Genomic DNA, 23955 nt, shown 5'->3' with positions numbered 1-23955 from the left:
AGCGAACTATGTGGGGAATGATATTCGGGCAAGCCATGCAGGGCATTATGAATATGTACGGCGCGCACCAACAAGGAAAACAGAACGCGTCTATGTACGCCTTCCAAGCCCGACAGGACGAAGAAAATGCCCGTGCTGTGTCCTTAGAAACATCGCTGGCAGAAGATACCATGCGCAAACAGAACCGTAAGCAACTGGGCGAATTAGAAGCACGGCTGGCAGAGAACGGGCTTTCCGGCAGTACCTTTGACCGCGTATTCAGCGACAGCGCGTCTAACCTAGAACAGGACGCACTCAACTTGCGATACGAAGGACAGAGCCGCTGGCGCAACTATAAAAATAGCGCGGCTATGAACCGCTACGGCGTTACTATGAGCAAGGTCAATGCACGCAATGCCATGTGGCAGGCAGGCCTTAACTCCGCCGTGGGCGCCATGAGCAGTTATGCCATGTACAACGCTGGGAACGCCGCCGCCGCCACGAAAGGAACTCAGTCCTTAGATACCAAACAGGCCCAAAACATTATGAATTACCAACAGCAATACGCGCCGTGGACGCGCTAGGAGGAAATTATGCCGATACCACCCAAACCAGCCGTACAAACCCTAGACCAGCGCACCACTCCGCAAGGCGTGCGCCAAAACCTGCATTTTGACCCCATGACAAACCCCGCCGCCACCTACCAGCAAATCGGCGACAACGTAATGAAGCTGACCGGTGCGCTTGTGGCTGCGCAGGAAAAATACAACGACCTGCGCGTGCAGAATTGGGAAGAACAGCTCAACAACCAGTACAAGCAAATGAACAACAAACTGGCTGCCAGCCAAAACCCCCAAGAGTACGACGCCATTGTTAAGGACACCTTAAGCCAAATGCAGGCAACCGGCAAAGAATACCTCGGCGACAAACTATTTAAAAAATGGGAAGGAACCAAAGGCAACAACTACTATGCCGCCCTGCAAACAGACGTCACAGGCCAAAAGATAGGCCTTATGCAGAAGCTCAACTATAAGACCGCGCAGGAAACCACCGAGCGCAAGGCCTACGACTATGCCTACGCAAGCCCGGAAGAAAAGAAAGCCCTTGACGCGGAATACGGCGTCTATTTGGAAACAAACGACTTCACACCCGCCCAAAAGCAGGAACTAAAAACCCAGTACGAAAACCAAAAGGTCAACGGGCAACTGGCCTATATACTAGACAAAGACCCCTCCCAAATTGCCCGCATTGGTACGGACGGTAAAGTGAAAAGCATTATGGACGACCCGGACAAATTCAAAAACCTGTCCGTGGCGGAAAAAATAGAGTGGAAAAACAAAGCCCTGCGTAGACAGCAGGAAACTGCAGGAACCACAAAGGAAAAGAAAATAAATGACTTTTTAAGTAAGTTTAACCAACTATGGCAGGACAACCCCAGCCAAGCGGAACTACTCTATAAGCAACTATTAGAGAAGCCGGCGGACTTTGAAAAGAGCACCGGCATGACCGCGCAGCAGGTAAAATCTGCCTATTCCTACATGAAGGACGTGCTGGAACAGGGCGAAGCAGGAGCCGAAAAACAAAACAACTGGGCCGATGTACAAATCAAATATAACAGTTTGGGCCTTGACAGCAAGGGCAATTTTCACGCCAAGCAAGGCAGCGTGGAGTACGACCGCCCCACCGTGGAACAACTAACCGACCTAATCAACGTGGTGGACGATGGAATCACGGTTAATGGCTTTGGCAGCGGAAACCGCAAAAACGCCATAGAAATGAAGCGCAACATTATGCACGAAATCGCCACCCAAATCAAAGACGACGATGTGCAACTTTCCAACACATCCGGCTGGTTTAGCAGCGACACCGTGAGCGAATACATGAAAAAGCGCATAAAAGAGAAGCTGGAAAAGGACCTGCACGGGGCCGAAATCCCGGACGAACTGGCAGCGCAACTATATGTGGACACCTTCAACACCCTGCGCCAGCGAAACGTCAACCTCGCCGCCACCGATACCGCCAGCAAAGCGCAAGCCAAAGCCGAGCTGGGCGTGGTCTATGCCACCCTAATCGGCAACCGCTACCTGATAGACGATAAGCAGGTGGGGGCCGTACTGACCAACACCGGCGCGCTGCATAACGTAAGCACCGCCAAGAACCCGGACGCACCCAAGCTCAAAGAGCCGCAAGGGTACAAGCCGGAAATGATAAACAACGTGGCCTACATGGTGCGCCGCGACAAAGACGGGAAAATTATTGATAAATATCCCGCTTGGATGAAATAGGAGCAAACTATGAACCTGCCGGAAGAAAGAACCGTTTATTTAGAAAAAGATAACATCAGCGTTAACACTACGTCAAACAACCCAGCGGAAGTGGAGTATTTGACCGCCCTGCAACGCTTTAATAAAAAACGTGACAACTACTTCTCTATGAAGCCCATAGAGCAGACCCGCGCAGAAATCGCCCAAAACGCCGTACGTGAGCAGAAAAACAGTTTGCTGGGACAGATGCCGCGCGGAGCCGCCGGAGCCGCTGTGTCGGGCGTACAGACGCTGGGGCGCCTAGGGGTAGGGGCTATCATGCAAGCCATAAATGACACCCGCTACACTTGGGAACGGACCAAACTCACCGACAAATACACATGGGGAAGCGGCAACATTAAACGCGAAAATTACAAAACTGACGAAGAATACGAAGCCGCCAAAGCCAAGTATTACAACGATTTGAACGCCCAAAGCCGCCAGCTGGAAGCCATGCACCAAAATGTGGACCGCTTCGCACGCGAGCAAATGCAGGAAATGAAGGAACGCCACGAGAACTGGCTACGCCACACCGGACTTGCCAAAGAAGAAACTGACGGTTTCCTGTACGATTTATCGGCGGGCGGCGCTTCGCTTTTAATGGCCCTAGGCACGGCAGCCATTACCAAATCCCCAGCAGCCACCGCTGCGGTTTTTGGAGCCATACAAGGGCGGCAAAGTTATGAGGAAGCCCTCGCCAATGGCGTCAGCCCGGAAAAAGCCGAAAAAATCGGCCTAGGAGCCGGAGCCGCCGAAGCCATACTTGAAAAGGTGGGGTTGGATTTCTTCCTGCGCGGGCTAAAAGCACGCAGCTGGGGAACCAAACTGGTACGCAACTTTTTAACGGAATCCATACAGGAAGGTAGCCAAGGGGCTGCTAACGAAATCATTATGCAAAACTGGGGCGGCAAAGAAGCCAGCATCCGGCAAACCCTAGAAGAGGTGGCCTATCAAGCCCTTTTAGGCGGACTTACCGGCGCGGGAGCCACCGGCGCACATATCGGAGTGGAAGCCGCCGTGCGGCGCATTTTGCCCCAAACAGCGGCCGCTGCGCAAGGCGTATCCACCCAAGAAGGGGATAAAATACCGCCGCCCACCTTGGAACAAGTGCAGGAGCTGGTCCGCGCCAACGAAGGGCGCGAACTGACCCTGCAGGAACGCTACGGTGTCATTCTTTCCAACGGGCAAGCCAAACTGGAAGCCCTCGGTGTGCCGAAAGAAACCGCGCAGCAAATGCTCGCAGGCGTTATTTTGAAGGCCGGAAGCCGCGAAAGTTTAGAAGACGTACAACAAATGCTAAACGACGAGAACAACCCGGCCACCTATAAAAACGGGGACATTTTGGAAAGTGCGAAGGAATTTGCGGAAGCCGTACGCGGCACGCAAAAACAACTCACGCCTGAAGAACGCCAACAGGTATATGACATCCGCGACGACGTGCGCGAACGCGCCCTGGAAGCGGGCTACACCGAAGACGAAGCGGAAGCCGCAGCCAACATGCATGAAGCGTTTGCACAGCTGCAATACCAAATATCCGGCGAAACCCCACGCTCGTGGTACGAACGCAACCAGGTGCAGTTTAAGGACTTACGCACACGGGAAGAGGACACATCCTTTAATTTTGGAAACAATGCGGATTACGCCATAGACCGCGACGGCCTGCCGGATGACGGACCGCAGGTGGTATTCCAAGCGGCAGCGGCTATGTACCAAAATCCGGCCCAATCCCTCGTTGAATTTGTGGACTTTTACAAAGCCAATAAGGAAAACCCAACTGAACAAAGCAAAAGTTATTACCGGCTGCAGGCACAATCGGGGGCGGCTGTTGACGTACCGTTTAACCGCGTAAAGCACATTGACAACCGCCATCACCTCACGCCGCAACAATGGGCGGCATTAGAAGCGGGACTTGATAACGTGGAGTATGCCTATTACATACCCGGACAAAAAGGGGAAAATAATGGCGTTCCGGTTTTTATTAAAGCCAACACCGAACAGGGAAAAGCAGGGGCTACTTTGGAAATATTACCTAATGGACGTATTCTGTTAAATACCGCTTTTTTTGACAGCGACGCAAACATTGACAACTGGGCAAAAAACGAGCCACTCCAACGCCCTAGCTCCAAAAAGCCGGTTCTCGTTGGCAGTGGCACTCGTAGTATAGCTGATATTGCGGAAAATTTCAAGGCCCAAAACGAGGGACCAAATGTGCTGTTCCAGCCAGCGTGGCACGGAAGCCCCTCCGATTTTGAAAATTTTGACCTTTCGTATTTGGGAACCGGCGAAGGCGTGCAAGCACACGGCTGGGGCGTTTATGTTGCCGCCAGCGAAGAAACCGCGAGAGGATATAAAGAAATGGACGGCGGCTGGAAATACGACGGGGAACACAGCGTCATAGAAGACATCGGCGGTATTGATTACGCCCTGCGAATAAAAAACGGCGAACTGACTATTGAACAAGCGCGTCGTGATATTGAAGGAGCCATAGAAGACAACAGTACACTTATTGAAAAACTAAAAAAACAAGGAACCAAAACCCCCATGGAACAATGGTCCCTCGGACGTATTGAACAAACGCTTGAACGGGAAAAAAAGGCCCTCGCCGCCATTGATAAATTTGACCCCGACTTGCTGCAACAGGGCAGCGGGCGCTTGTATAGAGTGGATATCCCGGAAAACGACGTGCTGCTTGACGAGCAGAAGACGTTTAACGAACAGCCGGTAAAAGTGAAAAACGCATTAAGGAACATGGCGAAAGACCATAACAGCAAATTATTGAGAGAATCTATTGCTGACAACGAAACGGGCGGAAGTATATACCGCGCTATTGCGGCCGATAATGAGAATTTTCTTAAAGAACACAATGAACAGAGCAGTCCTGTCATAACCTCAAAAAACGCTTCCGAGATTTTACTGTCGGAAGGAGTTAAAGGCATTACATACGAAGGGGCGATAGATGGGCGGTGCTACGTTGTATTTGACGATAAAGCCGTCAAAATTTTAGATAAATTTCACCAGGGCGAAGAAAACCCGCTGGGGCAAACCGAATTCACGGACACCGGCGCGGTTATCACCTTGCTGGAAGGAGCCAACAAAACCACCCTGCTGCACGAGTTGGGGCATGTTTTCCTGCGTGATTTTGAACGATTAGCCGCAGAGAATGACAATGCAGCCACCCGCCATTATACGCAGGTTATTGAAAGTTTCCTAGGCAAAAAGGAAGGCTCTCGCTGGAACCGCGAGCAACAGGAAAAATTCGCACGCACCTTCCTGGAATATATCCGCACCAAAGAGGTGCCGGACGCCCCCGAAATGCGCAGCGTTTTTGACCGTTTCAAGGACTGGCTGCAAGAAATCTACGACGCCCTGGACGGCACCCGGTTTTTTGAAAAGAACGTGAGCCAGGAAGCAAAGGATTTCTTTAATGAGGTGCTAGCCCCGCAAGCCGTACAGGTGCCGGACGCTGCCAAATTCCGTGGCAAGCTGCGACAGGTCCGCCAGGCGGTAGAAGACATTAAACACAACCGACTGCCGCGCGCCGAAACTGGCCTTGCGCTGGCCGACATCAAAGCCCTTTACAGCCAAACCAAACGCCGCATGCCAAAGGCCCCGCAAACCGACCTGTTGCGCGAGCTGCGCCGCCGTGGGGCTAATTACGCAGCTGCCGGACGTATTGACGCCGAAGCGTACCGCAACGCGCGCATTCCCAATAAACTCGACGGGATAGGGGACGATCCGGCCCGCTGGCTAACCGATGCCGGCTATATGGGCAAAGGGTACGGCGAAACCTACGAGTCACAAGACGCCATGGACCAACACGCTCACGACCTTATCCAGGCCGCCCTGGACGGCAAAAAGGTTTATCGTTTAGAAGACAAAACCGCCAGCACACAGCGCGAACATTACCGGGAAGAGCTGGAAATTATAAAAGAGGTATCCGACAACCTGGAAGGCGCACAAGAGGTACTGCGCAAGATTAACGAGATAGAGCGCAAGGGCTACCGCGTTTTAGACCGCGACGACGTGCGCCTGTTGGAAGAAAAACTCAAAGCCACCGAGAAACTGGCCGACACTGAAATTGACAAGCTAAACGGCCTGAAAAAGGATATTGTGGACGAAATCAAAAAGCGCGTGGACGCAGACCAGCTGGAAGCATACCTGGCCCGCATTTCTGCGGCCAAGAACAAGGAAGCATTGGAAACCGCCGTACGCCGCACTATGCTGGCCATAGAAAAGGCCTACGTCAACCGCACGCTTCAAATGCTGCACCTTTTGCAGAACCCCCGGACCAAGGCCACTCTGAAAGAAATACAGACTGCATGGCAGGCCCCGGACGCAGACGAACAACGGGCCGAGCAAATACTGGCGAAGAAAGACGGCGTTGTGAAAAACTACTTAAAAGACGCCTTTGTCAGTATTAGCGACAGGCTGCGTCGCGTAGATAAACAACTGGCCCGCAAAATTGAAGATTTGCCGAGAAAGCGTGTCATGCGCAACAGCCGCTACCGCCAATATTTCGGGGACTACATAACCTATATTTACAAATACGTGGCTAAAAACCCTGAAGATTTTGAACTCTTGTCGTGGGCGCAAATGAACCGCAACGACCGGGCAGAAGCGGAAATCGCCGTCAAATACAAAGACGTCAAATTAAACGGCAAGAACCTCACCCAACTCATAGAAGAAAAGAACGACGGCCTCAAAAAAATATGGGAAGAGGGCGTGAACCATGGCCTGTCTATCGGCTGGCTGGAAGCGTACAACCCGCGCCGCATGGCAAACACAGACGCATTCATTGAATTTTTACAAGGCACGTCGGAGTGGAGTAACATTGACCGCGTACTCAAAATAATGGGTGTGGAAAACGGCACAACAGCGGAAAAGGCCATGGCAATAAACAAATATTTTAGAGGTTTTGAACCTAAGGACCTCGCCGCCGCGCAGCCCAGAAATATAAAGCAACGCGACATTATGTACGTTTCAAAGGCACTTAGCAAGTTTTACAAAAACTCCTACGAAGCCCTTATGGACTATGCCGACGACATGGCAAAGGCCATAAGCATAAAAGAGGTCTTCGGCATAGGGGAAGACAACCTAGACGACTCGGTCGGCAAACTGGTGCTGGAAGCAAAAGAACGCTACCGGCTATCCTACCGAGAAGAAAAGCTCCTCAAAGATGCCATAACCACCTTTGTGCGACCGGCGAAAGCCAGCCAAGTGGTGCGCGGGATAAAGACGTTTAGTTATTTAACGACCATTACAAACCCCATAAGCACCATTAGCCAGTTGGAAGATATCGGCTTTACGTTTGCCCAATGGGGACACGGAAACACCTTGCGCGCCTACGCAAACGCCCGCAAAAACGGTGGGTGGATAAAGCTGGAGCAAATCGGCGCGGAGGTGTACGACGTAGACATGCGCAAAGAGCGCGAGGGCGTTATGGATAAAGCCCTGCGCAAATTGCTTGGCATCAACGGTTTTACAAGCATGGACCGGCTGGGCAAGGAAACCTACATAAACGCGGACTTCCAAGCCCGGCAACAACAGGCCCAAAAGAGCCCGCAGAAACTACAAAAGGAACTGGAAGGCCTATTCATGCCGGAAGAAGCTGCCGAGGTGGTGGAAGCATTGAAGAACGGGGACATCAACAATGACAACTTGCAATCTCTGCTGTACTACGATTTGTCGGCGGTGCAACCTATGAGTTTGCTGGATATGCCGGAGCGGTACGCATTGGGCGGTGGTGGCTATAAATTGCTCTACCAATTAAAGAGTTTTGCGGCCCGTCGCGCTAACTACCTATACACCCGCATGCAGGAACAATTCCATGAAGCCCAAACGCCGGAAGAGTACGCAAAGGCGATTGCGGACAGCATGCGGTTTTTTACTCTTTTAATCGGGTACGGAGCCCTTACCAACTTATTAAAAGATTTTCTGCTTGGCCGCAGTTTAGATGTTACGGAAGAACTGGTGGACACCATCCTGCAAAACGCTATGGTTACCCGCTACATGATAAAGCGCGGCAAGCAGGACCCCATGAACGCGCTAATCAATGCCGTCGTGCCGCCAGCCTTAGGGACCGCAAATGACCTGTGGCAAGATACCGGGCGCGTAATAAGCGGGAAAAAGGACATCAGCCAAATGAACATTTGGAGCCGTCTGCCGATTTTCGGTAAGCCGTACTACTGGTGGTTCGGTGGCGGAAAAGCGATAACCGAGAAAGACAACAAAGAAAAAGGCCTGTTCAAAATTAAAGGGTGGGCCGGTAAATAAGGAGCAAATATGATAAGCGACGAAAGAGCAAAGCAGACTTTTTCCGGCAACGGGAGCAGTAAGAAATTTCCAATCCCGTTTGATTTCTTTAAAAATACGGCGGGAGTTTTTGACAAAAACAATCAAATCAGCGTGATTTTGACAGATGCCGCCGGAACGGAAACGACCCTCACAGAAGACACCGACTATGAGGTGGAAATACACAACACAGGACTCACGGAAGACACAGACGGCGAGACGAAACTGGACGATACCGGCAACAGCGGCAGCGCTGGTTATTCCGGCTATGTCGTCTTGAATACAGCCCCCGCCGTTGGCGAGAAACTGACGATTATGCGCGACGTGCCACTAGTGCAGGAACTGAACCTTGCAGCCGGGCAGGAAATCCCAGCGGTAGCATTGGAAGCCGCACTGGATAAAATCGTCATGACGCAGCAACAACTTAACGAAAAACTCCAACGCGCCATTTGTTACCCTGTGAGCGCTGAGGAAAAACCCAGTGCAGAAGGCTTTTTAGAGCAGTTAAACGAACTGAAAGACACGGCTCAAAAAGCGCAGGCAGAGGCCCAAAAGGCTTTATCCCAAGCCTCCGACTTGAAAGACGAGACCTTGCAAATTGCGCGGTGCGCACGCAATATAGCCGGTGCGGATGAAGATGTGCCGGTGGATATTGCTATTTTGTTAGACGAGATAAAAGAGACACAGGAGAACTAAATTATGGCAGACGAAACGACTATCTATTCTGCGAAACATTGGGCGGCCAAGGCGGCTAAAAGCGCTACGGCAGCGGCAGGCAGCAAGGAGGATGTTGCGGCCAACGCTACTGCGGCGGCCACCAGTGCCCAAACGGCAAGTGAAAAGGCCGAGGATGCGGCCAGTTCCGCCACCAGCGCGGCGGCGAGTGCGACGGCCGCGGCTGGAAAGGCTACGCAAGCGGCTACTTCGGCCACCAATGCAGGGCAAAGTGAAACGGCAGCGGCCGCATCGGCTACGAATGCGGCGAACAGTGCCACGGCGGCGTCTAGCAGTGCAACTTCCGCCCAAACGGCCCAAACCAAGGCACAGGCTTTGGCCGAATTGTGCAAACAACTGGCCAATGCGCCGGAAGACCAAGCGGTGGATGTTTCCGCGCTGAACAGTTAGGAGGGCATTATGAGCGAAGAACAAGTTTATTCTGCCCGGCATTGGGCCGCCAAAGCGGCGGCCAGCGCGCAGGACGCGGCGCAAAGCGCGCAAAATTCCCGTGGACTTGCTATCGGGCAGTTAGTGTGGAGCCAGTCCTCATTAGCCAAAGACAACCCCGGCTGTTTGCCAGCGTGGACAGGCGAGTATTATCCTAACGCCTCCGCGTTGTACCCCGATTTTTACGCGTGGGTCAAAAGTCACCCTGAACTATGCAAAACAAAGGCCGAATACGACGAACTGGTGAACACGGCACAGGGGTGTCTGTTTTATGTGGTGGACGAGGTGGAGGGCTCCTTGCGTTTGCCCAAGTATAAGTTGGGTGGGCGCGTCTTGGTGGATAGCAAACAACCCACAGCAACATCCCCTTCTTGGTATAACTTGTATTCTGACGGCTGGCTTGAACAGGGAGCCAGATATGAAACCAACGTAAATATTGAAAATATCACGTTCTTTAAGCCGTTTGCGAGTGTTCCGTTAGTTTTAACCAGTGTGCAATCAACAAGCAGAACAAGTTATAACGACTTTGGGATTGATGTTTACAATCTAACTACTACTGGTTTTACAAAGCAGGATTTGCGTGCTGTTGGTATGGGATGGGGCTGGGAAGCCAAAGGTTATGCCGCTGGTACTCCTATGGGAAATATCAAGTATCCGTGGGTCTGCGCCTACAACGCCGCTATTCCAGCAAGCACTGCCCAGGCGGCAGAGTTTATACAAACAGTTAGCGAAATGCAAACCTCTAAACTAGATAAAGCAGCCTCAAATAATTTCATTGGTTTTGTTGATACAACTGCTGGAATTTCAATTACTCTTCCTTATACGGCAACTTCCAATGGTTGGATTTGTTGTACTTGGAATGGCGATAATGCTTATTCTAGTGGGGCTCTCGCGATTGATGGAGTGAATGTGTTTTATCATCTTAGTTCCGCTAGAGATGGACGCGACTCATATTGGGGAAATACAGCCTTGATTCCAATCCGAACAGGACAAGTGGTAACCTCGACAGGAACAGTTCCGCCAAATGGAAATAAATTATTTTTCCCTTTTAAAAATTATTAGGAGCAATTTTATGGTACGAAAATATGCAAAAATTCTGGATGAAAAAACAAAACTTTGTACTGTCGGAATTGGTACAGATAAAAAATTTTACCAATCGATGGGAATGAGCATAATGGATGTTGAGCAAGGCTGGAATGGGGATTGGTATCTAATGGGTTTTGCACCCCAAAAGCCGGAAGTTCCAGAGCCTACGACAGAAGAAAAGGTGCAGGCGTTGGAACTTTCCACCGGGCTAACCCGCGCGGTGCGGGAACTGGTCCTTGCCAACAATAGCGGCGTAAGCGACTATGTGCGAGGCAAGGCGCAGGAAATTGAGTCTTTGGCTAATCTATTGCGTGGTGGGCCGGCTGAGTCCGCGCAGGCCGAAACCCAAAAAGAGGAGGGCCAATAATGGAATTAGACTTTAATGTGCTTTGGAAAGTGGCGGCTGTGGTATTTGCCGCCGGCGGGTTATGGAACGAACTGCGCGCTATCCGCAAAGACCTGTCCCGCTTGGAATCCAAGCAGGATAAATATAACCATCTGCAAGAACGTGTGGCCAAGTTGGAAGATAGTTGCGCCAACGCGCATAAGCGTATTAGTGAAATGCATTATCGCCGGAGGGAAGATTAATGGATAACGTAAAAGCCGCGGCCTATATTCGCCGCTATGAGGGCTTTTCAAAACTCCCTTACAAATGCCCTACGGGCCATTTAACCATTGGCTACGGGCATAATTTGGAAAACGGTATCAGCGCAAATGCCGCCTTGTTTATCCTGCAAGAGGATTTAACCCAGGCGGAACAAGCCGTCAAAAAGGCGTTCCCTTGGTGGTGGAAACTGGACGACGCGCGGCAATTTGTATTGGTGGATATGGCATTTAATATGGGCATTGCCGGCTTAAAGGGCTTTAAAAAAATGCTGGCCGCAGTGGAAAAGGGCGACTATCAGACCGCCGCCAAAGAGATGTTGGCGAGCAAATGGGCGGCGCAAGTAGGCCGCCGAGCAATAGAAAATGCCCGTATTATGGAAACGGGCCAATGGATTTAATTCCGGCGAATTCGCCGGAATTGAAAAGGAGTGAAAAATGGAACTAGGAATGATTATCTGCCTGGCCGCAGTTGCGTGCGTGGGCTTAATTGAGTGGACGAAAAACTTGGTAGAAAAGTTTTTCAAGGTGCCGGGCTTTGTATGGTCCTTGGCGGTATTTGCCGGGGCTATGCTCTGCGGGTTCATTGCCGTTTATGGCGCGGGGATTACGGCCAAAACGCCGCTTATGGCGGTGCTTATCGGGCTGGTGGTATTGGCCTTGGCACAAATCGGCTATGACGGCATTAAACGTGCGATTATGAGCCGTGCGGAAAAAGCCCTGACCAATGAAAAAACTAACTAGACTGTTAGCCCTGCTACTACTGGCAGGGCTACTATTCTCCAACTGGCACAAGGCGCGGCAACTGGATAAACTGACTGCCAAGACGGCCACTTTGCCCGAAAACACCGCCGCCCAAGTGGTTATAAAGGCCAACAAACTCACGGCCAAGGTGCGCCGACCGGACGGTTCTGTTAAGGCCACTGTAAAATATGTGCCGCCGGAGGGCACGGTGGAAGTCGTCCGGCCCACCCAGGGAGCCGAAAGGATACGCGTAAAACGCGCCGGTTTTACTTTTCGGCCCGCGGTGCAGGGGTTATTGGGTAGTGATATAAAAGCCGGACTGGGCGCACGTTTGGCCTATTTTGACCGCTATGGTGCCGGGGTAGGCTTGGACCAAAAAGCCGCCCCTTATGTGTTTGCGGATAGGCGCCTAGACGATTTTACGGGGCTTTTGCGCAACACGACCGCCGGCGTATTTGTAGGCCAAGGACGCGTAGGTATGCTGATAGGGGTTTATTTATGAAATGCAAGCACGCGGAATACGACCACTATTTTTGGGAATACATGTGCCTGAAAACAGGGGAACCCTGCCGGTTGGCATGTGAAAAATGCAAAAAAGAGGATAACTCATGAAAACAAAAGCAGAACTACTAAAAGAAATTGCCGAACTAAAAGAAGCGCAAGCCAACTGCCATGGAACCAAGTGTGAGGTTTACAGCCGTGTTGTGGGGTATTTGCGACCGGTGCAGGGCTGGAACAAAGGCAAAAAAGAGGAGTATGCTATGCGAAAAGTGTATGATGTTGAACATCCGAAACGGTCCTGCGGCTGCCAGTAAGCCCAATCAGAAGCACCAACACTGCACAAGACTGCACGGGGTTTATGCTGACATTTTGCTGACAACGCAACTGCCGCACAGGTCCGCAATTTCCCAATTTTGCAAAATAGGTTTTACGACGAGAAAAAAGGCTTTTTGGCAGTTTGTATGGCTAGAAAGCCCTTGTAAATAGAAATACCCCCGGCGGGAGTTGAACTCGCAACCTTCTCCTTAGGACGGAGCCGCTCTATCCAATTGAGCTACGGGGGCGTAAAACAGTTATTTAGCAGCCTTTTTGATGCGTTTACCGGCTTTTTTAGCCTTTGCCGCAGGAGATGTCTTGCCTTTCGCGTGCGCCTTTTTAACGGTTGTTTTGGGCGCAGGTTTCCGCGTGGACACTTTTTTTACAACGTCTTTTACCGCACTTTTTTTAGCGGACGATTTTTTATCCGTTTTTTTAGCAACAGCCTTTTTTGCTTCGTTCGCTTTTTGTTGGGCAATCAGCACGGCCCGCTGTTTTAACAGTTTTGCAAGCGGGCTTTTGTCTATTGTTTGGCCCAAAATATTTGTTTTTAAGCGCGGCTGCATGGCTGTATGCAGTTTGCGTGTGCGTAAATCCAGGGCGGCGGGTTCCAAAATTCCCGCTTTATAGGCTTCTTTGCGCAGGGTGTTTACGGCTCGTTCCTCAATTTGGCGTACCCGCTCACGCGACAAACCCAAAATATCCGCCACTTCGCCCAGTGTTTTTGGCTCATTATCGTCCAGACCGTAGCGCATAATAAGCACCTGGCGGTCCCGGTCGTTTAAATCAGCCATACTTTTTTTGATGCTGTTTTGGTTTTCATTTTTAAGAAAAACATCGTGGGGATTTCCTTTTCCGTCGTCGCTGATTAAATCTTCCAAGGTGGTTTCGTCCTCATCGTGAATCAGCGTAGTGAGAGAATCAACCCCTTTAGCGGCATTTAAAGTGTCCATAATAGACTTTACCTGCCGCGCAGTCAAATTGAGTTCTGCCGCCATTTCGTTTAAGGACGGGTCGCGCCCGTTGGCTTCCTTCAACTCGTTCCACGCGCGGAACCATTTTTTTAAATTTCCCCACGCGTGCGACGGAATTTTGATAGAGCCGGATTGTTCCTCAATATATTTGCGGATATATTGCTCTATCCAATATACGGCATAAGTGGAAAAACGATAGCCTTTTTCGGGTTCAAATTTATCAATCGCTTGCAGAAGCCCCAGATTGCCTTCTTCAATCAAATCCATCAGGTCCATACCCGGGCGCTGGAAACGCTTTGCCGTCGGAATAACCAACCGCAAATTCATTTCCATAATTTTATTTTTAGCATCTTTATTGCCTTGTTTGGCAAGTTTCCACAACCGGGTCATTTCGTTCCGGTCCAGTTCTTGGGTGATTTTACCCAAATGCTTAAAATATTCGTTTACACTATCAAGCGACTCGTTTTCCATATACAATATAATATCAAACTTTTTGACGGTGCGAAAGGTTTTTGCCTATAAAACCATACACAAAACGCCCGCCGTAATCAGTCCGCTGCCAAGCCACACTTTCAGACTGACAACTTCGTGCAAAAATAAAACAGATAACAGAATTGCCAGCACCACGCTGAATTTATCTACCGACACCACACGCGAGACCGTGCCCATTTGGAGTGCTTTATAAAAAAACAGCCACGAACCGCCTGTCGTTAAACCAGACAAGATTAAAAAGGTCCAACTTTTTGGGCTAACTAGGGTCAACTGTTTGTTCGTGCCCGTCATCCATACTATGCCCCACGCCAAAACTAATATTACCGTTGTGCGGATGGCTGTCGCCAGGTTGGAGTTTACACCGTCCACACCCACTTTGGCCAGTACGGAGGTAAGCGCAGCAAAGAGTGCTGATAAGAACGCATATACAAACCACATTTTTTGAGTTCTCCTTGCTTATATTTTATCACTTTCACTACTTTCCCTACGCGAACGGGAAAAATAGTGTTATAATAAAAAAAGCAGTATGCCAATTTTATGGGAGGAAATATGTCCACAGAAAGACCGTCTAAGACTTTTCTGCAAATAATGTTTATGTGTTTGGGTTTCTTTGGAATCCAATTCGGCTGGGCTTTGCAAATGGGAAATATGAGCGCCATTTATTCGCGTTTGGGCGCGAGTGAGGACCAAATTCCTATGTTGTGGCTGGCTGCCCCGGTTACCGGCTTGCTCGTTCAGCCGTTGGTGGGGTATTTTAGCGATAGAACCTGGTGCCGCTTGGGCCGCCGCCGCCCATACTTTTTGGGTGGGGCTATTTTCTCTATGTTTGCGCTTTTTTTAATGCCACAGGCCTCAGCCATTTGGATGGCCGTTATTGCCCTGTGGATATTGGATACATCGGTCAACGTGAGTATGGAGCCGTTCCGCGCATTTGTGGGGGATATTTTGCCGGAAGCGCAGCGCAAGACGGGTTATGCTATGCAGAGCGTAATGATTGGCGCGGGGGCGGTAATTGCTTCTTTTCTGCCGCAGATTTTGACGGCTGTCGGCGTCAGCACCGAAGCCCCGCTGGGGCACATCCCCAATACGGTTAAATATTCGTTTTACATTGGTGCGTTGGTGCTGATTGCGGCGATTTTGGCTACGATTAAAACGACGCCTGAATATCCTCCGGCCGATATGGCGGAATTTAATAATCTCAAAAAACAAGCGTTTAATCCGTTTAAAACAGTGCGAGAAATGTGCCGCGCGTTTATCACAATGCCCGTTACAATGCGCCGTTTGGCTGTGGTGCAGTTTTTTACTTGGGCGGCCTTTATGGTAATGTGGGTATATTTTACGCCGGGTATTGCTTCGGGTGTATTCCACGCCACACCGGGTACGGCGGCCTACGAAACTGCCGCCAACTGGGGCAGTTCCTGCTTTGGCATTTATAATGGCGTGGCGTTCGTGTTTGCTTTTGTCTTGCTGTGGCTGACTACTAAGTTTTCCGCCAAGGCGATACACATTGCCTGCTTGACGGTGGGCAGTTTGGGTTTGGGTTCCTTGGGGCTTACGCTGTTGGGCGTGCAGTTTACACAAATGGGGCTTATCTTCCCGATGATTTGCATCGGTATTGCGTGGAGCAGTATTTTGTCTATGCCGTATGCAATGCTTTCCAATGCGCTCCCGGCGGACAAAATGGGGTTTTATATGGGAGTGTTTAACTTTTTTATCGTAATCCCGCAGATTTGCGTAAACCTCTTTTTCGGCCCGTTTATGAAGTATGTTTTAGGTGGCAGTGCGATTGCCGCCGTAGGCGTGGGCGGACTCTTTTTATTCGTGGCGGCGCTGTTTACCTTGCGGGTGCACGACCGCCAAACGCAGGAGTAAATGATGAAAATTTCCTTTCGTTTGTCTTATAATACAGTATGGGGCGAGACGCTCCACGCCGTTTTGTACCGTGCCCAAGCGGGCGCGAACGAGCGCAAAATAAATATCCCGCTATCTACACAGGACGGTAAAATTTGGACGGGAAGTATTTTGCTGCTTTTTAAGCAGCCTGCCGTTATGGCGTATCATTACGAAGTGCGCCGAAAGGATAAAACCGTTCGTCGGGAGTGGCAAAAGGTGGAGCGGCTTTTGTCCGTTTCTCCCTCTATTTCAGCCTATTATTTAAATGATGCTTGGCGTGATTTGCCCGCGCAAGCGCATTTGTATTCATCCGCAGTAACCGAAGTGTTTCGTCCTCAATCTGTTACGCAAACGCCCTTGCCGCTTTTTAAGCGTACGCTTTCATTGCGGGTGCAAGCGCCGTATGATGGAGATTTGTACCTCTGCGGTAGTACGGAGCAACTGGGAAACTGGAATCCCGCCAAGGCCCTGCCGCTTACGCGTACGCAACTAAATGAGTGGGAGATAGTGCTAAATGCTGATGAGCAAACTTTTCCGGCGGAATATAAGTTTATTGCAAAGAGTAACGGCGCGGTGTTGTGGGAAGACGGCTTTAACCGCACATTAGATAATCCGCCGTTAAAGGCGGGCGAAGTTTTTGTCCGGCAAGATTTATCTCCCCGTTTTACGGGTGAAGTTCCGGTGCGTGCGGCGGGAGTGGTTGTCCCCGTATTTTCGCTGCGCAGTGAGGACGGTTGTGGTGTAGGCGATTTCGGCGACTTAAAAAAATTAGCAGATTGGACGCAAAAAACGGGACAAAAGGTAATTCAAATTTTGCCCCTAAACGATACCACGCTTACACACACTTGGCAGGACTCTTATCCATATAGTGCCGTCAGTGTGTATGCGTTGCACCCATTATATGCGGATGTGCGCCTTTTGCCTGGCGGTAATAAATCTCTGGAAAAGGAGCGCAAAGAAATAAATGAATTACCGCAGGTGGATTACGAAAGAGCCCTGCAATTAAAATTGGAATATTTAAAAAGGGCCTTTTTAACCGAAGGAAAAAAGATTTTATCTACGCCACAGTTTCGCCGATTTTTTGCGCAAAATACGCATTGGCTGCCTGCATATGCTATGTTTTGCACCTTGCGGGACCATTATAAAACGGCGGATTTTTCCAAGTGGGGAAAATATGCCAAATTTTCGCATAACGATTTGGTGGCCTTTTGCAAGCCGGGCGCCAAGGAATATGGCACGGTGTGTTTTTGGTATTATGTGCAATTTTTGCTCCATTGCCAACTAAGTGAGGCTGCCCGGTATGCCCGCCAAAAAGGGATTATTTTAAAGGGGGATATTCCGATAGGAGTTTCTCCCAACAGTGCGGAAGCGTGGGCGGAGCCGCAACTCTTTTACCTAAACACGCAGGCAGGTGCCCCGCCGGATGATTTTTCCGCCACAGGGCAAACTTGGGGGTTCCCTACTTACAATTGGGATGCAATGGCGCAAAACGGTTACCGTTGGTGGACTCGGCGGTTGGTCCATATGGCGCAATATTTTGCTGCGTACCGCATTGACCATGTATTGGGCTTCTTCCGCATTTGGCAAATTCCGTTGCACGCCGTACAGGGGCTTCTGGGGCAGTTTGCGCCCGCTTTGCCGATGAGTGCGGACGAAATAAAGGGTTACGGCCTGCCGTTTGATGATTCGTTTATTTGCCCGCACATTACGGCGGAAACGGTGCGGAAAGTGTTTGGCGATTTAGCGGAAAAAGTATCCAAAAAATATTTAGAGTTGAAAGCAGGAGAAAAATACCAATTAAAGCCTGAATATTCTACCCAACGCCAAACGGAGCAGGCCTTTGTGGGCAAAACGGACGAAACGGCACAGCGGATAAAAGAAGGCCTTTTTGCTTTGGCGGCCAATGTGCTTTTTGTGCCGGACCATAAAGACCCGTCTAAATTTCACCCGCGTATTTCCGCGCTGACAAGTGAGGCCTACCGCTCTTTGTCCGTTGGCGAGCAACAGGCTTTTACGCGGCTCTATAACGACTATTTTTTTCACCGCCACAACGAATTTTGGAAGAACGGGGCGATGAAAAAACTCCCGGCTGTTACACAGGCTACGCGTATGCTGTGCTGTGCCGAGGACTTGGGGATGATTCCCGCCTGCGTGCCCGAGGTATTAAACAAGTTACAAATTTTGTCCTTGGAAATAGAGCGTATGCCCAAGCGGTTAGGCGAAACATTTGCCGACACGAAAAAATATCCGTATCTGTCGGTGGCTACGCCGTCCACGCACGATATGTCCGTACTGCGCGGCTGGTGGAAAGAGAAACGGGAAATAACTGCCCGCTTTTGGAGTGAGGTGTTGGGAAAAACAGGCGAAGCCCCCGCGGAACTGGACGGAAAAACGGCTGAGGAAATTCTACGGCTCCACTTAAACAGCCCCTCTATGCTGGCGTTGATTTCGTACCAGGATTGGACCTCTATGGACGAAACCCTGCGCGCGCCGGACCCGGATGAGGAGCGTATTAACGTACCCGCTAATCCGCGCCATTATTGGCGCTACCGTATGCCTATTACGCTTGAAAAACTGCTAGACCAAACGGCCTTTAACGATAAAATTAGGCAATTAATTAAGGACGCAAACAGATAAAAAAATCCCCCGGTTTCTCCGGGGGATTTTTCTACTGCCAAACTTTATCCGTAGGCAAGTTTAAACTTTCGCAAAAGGTTTTATCTTTGTCCTCTTTATAGAAGCATTTTAGGGTATTGTCCGGCATATAGCCAATAGCATAACGAGTATTTATAGGCAAACGGTTAGCTAATGCTATGCCTTCAATATCGTTGCTGGCTGTGTTGAGGGACGCCCGGTAAGAAAAATACTTGCTTACTCTGCGTGGAACGCTGTGTACCGCGTCTGTTCCGGGGATATCAATATCTAGATCGCGTAAGTCTGTGGTATAGTTTCCGTTAGACATAAAATAAACTTGGTTGGCTTGCCCAATGGTTTTGACTAGGGCTAGGGCTTCGGCCGCGCGGCTTTTCTCTACTGCTTTTTCGTACTGTGGCAGGGCGACGGCGGCTAAAATGCCGATAATTAGCACCACTACTAACAATTCTATTAATGTAAAACCTTTTTCCATATTTTCTCCTTGTCTGCTTTTGGAAAAAGGCTCATTAAAAAACGGCTGCTTCCGTTGAGCCAAGTCTAGTAACCCAAACAGAAACAGCCGTGGTTTATTGCCATCCAAAGATGGCAATAAACACTCGGCACAGCATATCCAAAGGATCAGTTTAGATATGTTGTGCCTAAAAACGACTGCTTTTGGACTAGACTTGTGCCGGCAGTTTTCTGCCAGCGCACCGGGTTCCTCGCCCGGTTCCAAAAACAGGATTAAATTGTTGCAGGCCTTGCGGCTTGCGTGCGACCTTTTTATTATAACAATCTTTTTGCCGCGTTGTCTTTCTAACCCAAATACGGCTTTGACAAGGGGCACATCAAACGCTATTCTCATAAAAAGGGGGAAAAGTATGGATAAAGTAAATTGTTTCCTTGAAGCATTGAAAAGGCGGCGTTCGCGCTACGCGCTGACGAACGAGTGCCCGATATCGGATAAGGCCTTAACGGCCTTGATAGCGCAAGCAGTAAAACTGACGCCGAGTGCGTTTAATTCCCAGGGGGCGCGGGTAGTGCTTTTGCTAGGGGAAAAACACAAACTTTTTTGGCAACTAACAAAAGATGCGTTAAAGAAAATCGTGCCGCCGGAAAAGTTCGCGCCCACGCAGGAGAAAATCGCCTCGTTTGCGGCCGCGTATGGCACGGTATTATTTTTTGAAGATTGGACAACGGTGGCAGATTTGCAGCAAAAATTCCCGACGTATAAGGATAATTTTCCGCTGTGGGCGTATCAGTCCAACGGGATGTTGGAATTGGTGGTTTGGACGGGGCTTGCACAGGCGGGTATTGGCGCCAGTTTGCAGCATTATAATCCGCTAGTGGACGAAGCCGAAGCGCAAGCCTTTCATATTCCTAAAACGTGGAAACTCTTGGCGCAAATGCCGTTTGGTGTGTCCGTCGGCACGGACGGGGAGAAAACCTTTTTACCCCAATCGCGCTTACGCGTAGAAAAATAAAAAGGTCGTTTTTTGATAACAACAGATCCTAGACTACGACTTTTTAGGATGACTTTGTTAGATAACAACACGACAAACTGCCCAATCGGTAGGTCCTGAAACAAGTTCAGGACGACGCTTTTATTTTTATAACAGCCTTGTTTTGTTGTGCTATTGTGTTGTCATCCCCGAGGAATTTAGTCGGGGATCTGCCGTTTCGTAAGAAAACGACGCAACAACGGATTCCCGACTACGGCTTTTGGGAATGACGACTTTATGAAAAAAGAGGTCATCCTGAACTGGTGGCCCGCAGGGTTTTCAGAATCTACTGATTGGATAGTGGTTGTTATCTAAAAGGTCATTTTGGAAGGGTTCTGTCCAAAATCTCATCTTATTTGGTAGTGTATGTACGGGGGAAAATTTGCAGAGAAGTTGGATTTTATCCAATAAAAAGCCCCCGGTTACCCGGGGGTTGTAAAGTTTCCGGACTAGGACTCGAACCTAGAATGACTGGACCAAAACCAGTAGTGATACCATTTCACCATCCGGAAGTAAATTGTTTCATCACAGCTTAAGCGAGATGAATAACGGAAAATCTGTGCTGAACCCTATTGTGCATCTTTATTGTAGCCTGAACTTTCTTCTTGCGTTTTTCCTACGGATTGGTTTTTTAATTCTTCCTCGTAGGCTTTCAATATATTCTCTTCCAGGTATTCCCGAAACTCTTGGTTAATGGGGTGAACCATATCCTTGTGGGTTCCATCGGGTAACTTGCGGGAAGGCATACAAAGAAAAACGCCGTTTGTCCCTTCTACAATTTTCATATTACGAACAACGAAGGCATCGTCAAAAGTTACACTTGCAAATGCTTTTAAGCGATCTTCGCCCATCAGATGTATTCTGACTTCCGTTATTTTCATCTTTTAAACTCCTATGAAATGTCGTAAAGAAAACTATCCGTTCCTTATTTTGTATTTTGCTTACCAAATTTTTTGCATCCTTTTCAGTTTCAACTAAAGCAAAAACCGTGGAGCCAGAACCGGACATCAAAACTGCATCTGTATTTGTTTTTCTCAAATCAAGCAGCACATTTCGTACAGAGTTTGTAAAAGGAACAACGCATTCCTCCAACCGGTTGAATAAACAATCTTTCCAAAGGGTCAAAGGACTTGCACATCTAATGTATGTTATTAATTTATCTAATTTTGAGATATTTGTCAAGACTTCTTCTTTTTGCGGGAGTTTCAGCCGCGCAAAAACGCCCTTCGTAGGCACAACGGTATTGGGGTAGGCAAGCACCAAAAAAGGCAACCGGCCCGCCGCTGGCACAGGGGTTAATTTCTCGCCGATACCCTCGCCTTTTAAAAAGGTGTCCTCGTACATAAAAAGCGGTACGTCTGCACCCAGTTTAGCGGCAATACCCAAAAGTTCGTTTTTATCCTTTTTAAAAATTTCGCACAAGGCAAGCAGTACGCCCGCCGCGTCCGAGGAGCCACCGCCTAAGCCCGCCCCGGTGGGGGTGTGTTTATCCAGCGTCATTTTGATTTTAGCGTTTAAACGGTAATGCGTCAAAAAGGCTTGCGCCGCCCGCCAAACCAGGTTGCTTTCGTCCGCGCGCAGCAGCGAGCCGACGGGGCCTGTTAAGGTGAGGGAAATTTCTGTTTTTTCGGCAGGTTCGGCTTCTACCGTTAAAGTATCGCCTATATTAATTTTGGCAAACAACGTGGCGAGTTCGTGGTATCCGTTGGGGAGTTTTCCGGTAACCTCCAAAAACAAATTTACTTTGGCCGGGCAAAAGCGGGTGATTTTCATTTTAGTTTACGCTCCGTGTTGTGCACCAAAGAACCCCAGTGGTATTCCTCGGTGGTTAAAAGTTCGCCGTTTTCGGCATAAATATTGCGGCGGCCTTCCAAAAGTCCGTCGGTATAAAATTCCTCTAATCGCACTTTGCCGTCGGCAAAATAGCCGAAACGCTCTCCGTCTAAGCGGTTGTTGGTGTAATGCTCGCGGTACCAAAGCGCACCTGACGGAAAATAAATCAAGCGTTCACCGTTTAATTTTCCGTTGGTATAATTTTCCTCCGATTCCTTGTGGCCGCTTGCGTAAAAAGTTTCTTTTAAGCCTTCAATGTGCCCGCGCACAAAAGATTCCCGTTCACGCACTGTGCCGTCGTTTTGTGTAACGGTGCGTTCGCCTTCCAGTTGGGAATTTTTATAAGAACAGCGCGTGTGGAGCATATCATTTTTAATAGGGGTAAAATATTCCGCAGGTCCCTGTAACACGCCGTTAAAATATTCCTCGCGCGAACTAATCCGGCCGTTATCTTCGTAGCGAAAGAGCGCCCCGTGGAGTTTATTATTTTTGTAATGCGCTTCGGTTTTTACTTGTCCGTTTTCGTTAAATTCCTTTACTTCTCCGTCGGGGATAGTTCCTAAAATTTCCAATGTAGCCCCGTTGGAGGACAGCGTTTCCTCTGCTACTTCCTTTCCGTTAATATAGAACGAATTGGATCCTTTGCTTGTTTTGAGTACGGTGCCGGGATAGTGGTGGTGTGGTTTTTCTTCTTTGTGTTTTCCTTCGGCGAGGGCGTGCGTTCGCTCCGTAATGCTGACGAGTTGTCCGTCCTTATATTCTTCGGTAAAAGTAACAGAATTATCCGTCAGGTTGATAACCTCAAACTTACCGTTTAGTTTTCCGCCCGCAAGGTGCTTTATGGTGGCAGAAGATGCGGCCAATTCTGTTACTTCGCCGTCTGGTAATGTGCCGGTAGTATTGATGATGTTTTGTTCTTTATCCAAAAATTCCTTAGCCAGAGGTGTGGCTTTGTAATAGGTGCGTGTTGTCGGCGTAGATACGCAAATAATTTTTTCTTTCATAATTCAAGGCTCCCTAAGGGATTTGCAATTATTTTACAAATTTATGGCGCGGTGTTACGTTTTTAATAAAGAAAAATAGAGTTGTACCGTATGGCCCACATTTCCCGTAGCCATTTCCGCTGTCATCCCCGAACCCTGCGGGCCGCACCCTAGCGGCCCGCCACTCTTTCGGGATGATGAAAAAAGAGGGCATTCTGGGAGGTTTGTCGGCGCGGAGCGTTCCAGAATCTAATCCTTGTTTTATAACAACAGATCCTGGACTACGGCTTTCCAGGATGACGGCAACGACGAACAACAGATTCCCGACTACAACGTTCGGGAATGACGACAACAAGAAGAGTCATCCCCGAGGGTTTCTGTCGGGGATCTGTCGTTCTGTAAGAGAGCAACAACGACGAACAACAGATTCCCGACTACAACATTCGGGAATGACAACAACAGGAAGTGTCATCCCCAAGGGTTTTGGCGGCCCGCAGGGTTCGGGGATCTGTCGTTTGCCTTTGTTGTTTATTGATTGGCTGTTAACGGGTCTAAAAGACCCGTATAAAAGAGTTTTTTCGTCTGGGCCCAAAAAAGGCTTGACTCGTTTTTTTTTTTTGATACAGTACCATTACGGTCCGGGGAGGGTTATATAAAA

Annotated in this window: 21 protein-coding genes and 1 tRNA gene; 15 read left to right on the top strand and 7 right to left on the bottom strand. The window is 49.3% G+C overall.

The window, feature by feature from the left end; genetic code table 11:
• The first annotated feature begins 8 nt into the window (after positions 1-8).
• From ACZOTW_RS06650 to nrdD, 12 genes are all read left to right on the top strand, one after another.
• Positions 9-563 carry a hypothetical protein gene (locus tag ACZOTW_RS06650; RefSeq protein ID WP_483997824.1) on the top strand — a complete coding sequence of 185 codons (555 nt, stop codon included), beginning with the start codon at positions 9-11 and terminating at the stop codon, positions 561-563.
• Between the two features lie 9 nt (positions 564-572).
• Entirely contained in the window at positions 573-2264 is a 1692-nt protein-coding gene (locus ACZOTW_RS06645; protein ID WP_483997823.1) for a hypothetical protein, read from the top strand.
• Positions 2265-2273: 9 nt separating this feature from the next.
• Positions 2274-8555, top strand: a complete 6282-nt coding sequence (locus tag ACZOTW_RS06640; RefSeq protein WP_483997822.1) for a hypothetical protein — start codon at positions 2274-2276, stop codon at positions 8553-8555.
• Positions 8556-8564: 9 nt separating this feature from the next.
• Positions 8565-9269, top strand: a complete 705-nt coding sequence (locus ACZOTW_RS06635; RefSeq protein WP_483997821.1) for a hypothetical protein — start codon at positions 8565-8567, stop codon at positions 9267-9269.
• Between the two features lie 3 nt (positions 9270-9272).
• The gene (locus ACZOTW_RS06630) at positions 9273-9698 is read left to right on the top strand and encodes a hypothetical protein (protein WP_483997820.1); all 426 of its coding nucleotides are present in this window, start codon (positions 9273-9275) and stop codon (positions 9696-9698) included.
• Positions 9699-9707: 9 nt separating this feature from the next.
• Positions 9708-10799, top strand: coding sequence for an H-type lectin domain-containing protein (locus ACZOTW_RS06625; protein WP_483997819.1), 1092 nt, complete (start codon positions 9708-9710; stop codon positions 10797-10799).
• Positions 10800-10902: 103 nt separating this feature from the next.
• The gene (locus tag ACZOTW_RS06620; protein ID WP_483997818.1) at positions 10903-11190 is read left to right on the top strand and encodes a hypothetical protein; all 288 of its coding nucleotides are present in this window, start codon (positions 10903-10905) and stop codon (positions 11188-11190) included.
• A complete protein-coding gene (locus tag ACZOTW_RS06615) occupies positions 11190-11411 on the top strand; it encodes a hypothetical protein (RefSeq protein WP_428044892.1) in 222 nt (73 codons plus the stop codon). Before ACZOTW_RS06620 ends, ACZOTW_RS06615 begins: the two co-directional genes overlap by 1 nt.
• Complete coding sequence (locus ACZOTW_RS06610; RefSeq protein WP_483997817.1) at positions 11411-11827, top strand: glycoside hydrolase family protein; 417 nt, start codon at positions 11411-11413, stop codon at positions 11825-11827. The genes ACZOTW_RS06615 and ACZOTW_RS06610 overlap by 1 nt, the downstream gene beginning before the upstream one ends.
• Before the next feature lie 37 nt (positions 11828-11864).
• A complete protein-coding gene (locus ACZOTW_RS06605) occupies positions 11865-12170 on the top strand; it encodes a hypothetical protein (protein ID WP_428057157.1) in 306 nt (101 codons plus the stop codon).
• Positions 12154-12672, top strand: coding sequence for a hypothetical protein (locus ACZOTW_RS06600; RefSeq protein ID WP_483997816.1), 519 nt, complete (start codon positions 12154-12156; stop codon positions 12670-12672). Before ACZOTW_RS06605 ends, ACZOTW_RS06600 begins: the two co-directional genes overlap by 17 nt.
• A gap of 106 nt (positions 12673-12778) precedes the next feature.
• The gene (gene nrdD, locus ACZOTW_RS06595) at positions 12779-12985 is read left to right on the top strand and encodes an anaerobic ribonucleoside-triphosphate reductase (RefSeq protein WP_483997815.1); all 207 of its coding nucleotides are present in this window, start codon (positions 12779-12781) and stop codon (positions 12983-12985) included.
• Between the two features lie 175 nt (positions 12986-13160).
• On the opposite strand, the gene ACZOTW_RS06590 is transcribed toward nrdD, so the two are convergent.
• From ACZOTW_RS06590 to ACZOTW_RS06580, 3 genes are all read right to left on the bottom strand, one after another.
• Positions 13161-13234, bottom strand: a tRNA-Arg gene (locus tag ACZOTW_RS06590).
• 9 nt (positions 13235-13243) lie between these two features.
• Complete coding sequence (locus ACZOTW_RS06585; protein ID WP_428040829.1) at positions 13244-14431, bottom strand: sigma-70 family RNA polymerase sigma factor; 1188 nt, start codon at positions 14429-14431, stop codon at positions 13244-13246.
• Positions 14432-14476: 45 nt separating this feature from the next.
• On the bottom strand, positions 14477-14890 hold the full coding sequence (locus tag ACZOTW_RS06580) for an EamA family transporter (protein ID WP_428041527.1): 414 nt from the start codon (positions 14888-14890) through the stop codon (positions 14477-14479).
• Between the two features lie 111 nt (positions 14891-15001).
• On the opposite strand from ACZOTW_RS06580, the gene ACZOTW_RS06575 reads away from it, so the two are divergent.
• Both ACZOTW_RS06575 and ACZOTW_RS06570 read left to right on the top strand, forming a co-directional pair.
• Positions 15002-16324: an MFS transporter gene (locus ACZOTW_RS06575; protein WP_428050344.1), complete on the top strand. Its 1323-nt coding sequence runs from the start codon at positions 15002-15004 to the stop codon at positions 16322-16324.
• Between the two features lie 3 nt (positions 16325-16327).
• Complete coding sequence (locus ACZOTW_RS06570) at positions 16328-18982, top strand: 4-alpha-glucanotransferase (RefSeq protein ID WP_483997814.1); 2655 nt, start codon at positions 16328-16330, stop codon at positions 18980-18982.
• A gap of 31 nt (positions 18983-19013) precedes the next feature.
• On the opposite strand, the gene ACZOTW_RS06565 is transcribed toward ACZOTW_RS06570, so the two are convergent.
• Entirely contained in the window at positions 19014-19472 is a 459-nt protein-coding gene (locus tag ACZOTW_RS06565; RefSeq protein WP_177745767.1) for a type IV pilin protein, read from the bottom strand.
• Positions 19473-19860: 388 nt separating this feature from the next.
• Between ACZOTW_RS06565 and ACZOTW_RS06560 the strand changes: the two genes are divergently transcribed.
• Complete coding sequence (locus tag ACZOTW_RS06560; protein ID WP_483997813.1) at positions 19861-20463, top strand: nitroreductase family protein; 603 nt, start codon at positions 19861-19863, stop codon at positions 20461-20463.
• A 587-nt stretch (positions 20464-21050) separates the two neighbouring features.
• Here the strand turns inward: ACZOTW_RS06560 and spoVG are convergent.
• From spoVG to ACZOTW_RS06545, 3 genes are read right to left on the bottom strand one after another with little or no spacing between them, the layout of a single operon-like run.
• A complete protein-coding gene (spoVG, locus tag ACZOTW_RS06555) occupies positions 21051-21362 on the bottom strand; it encodes a septation regulator SpoVG (RefSeq protein WP_428057881.1) in 312 nt (103 codons plus the stop codon).
• Positions 21289-22254 carry a 4-(cytidine 5'-diphospho)-2-C-methyl-D-erythritol kinase gene (ispE, locus tag ACZOTW_RS06550; protein ID WP_483997812.1) on the bottom strand — a complete coding sequence of 322 codons (966 nt, stop codon included), beginning with the start codon at positions 22252-22254 and terminating at the stop codon, positions 21289-21291. Before ispE ends, spoVG begins: the two co-directional genes overlap by 74 nt.
• Entirely contained in the window at positions 22251-23318 is a 1068-nt protein-coding gene (locus ACZOTW_RS06545; RefSeq protein WP_483997811.1) for a toxin-antitoxin system YwqK family antitoxin, read from the bottom strand. Before ACZOTW_RS06545 ends, ispE begins: the two co-directional genes overlap by 4 nt.
• Between the last annotated feature and the right edge of the window lie 637 nt (positions 23319-23955).

Source organism: Candidatus Avelusimicrobium sp. (assembly GCF_056976295.1).
Note: the sequence above shows the minus strand (reverse complement) of the source record. Positions and strands in the feature narration are given on the sequence as shown.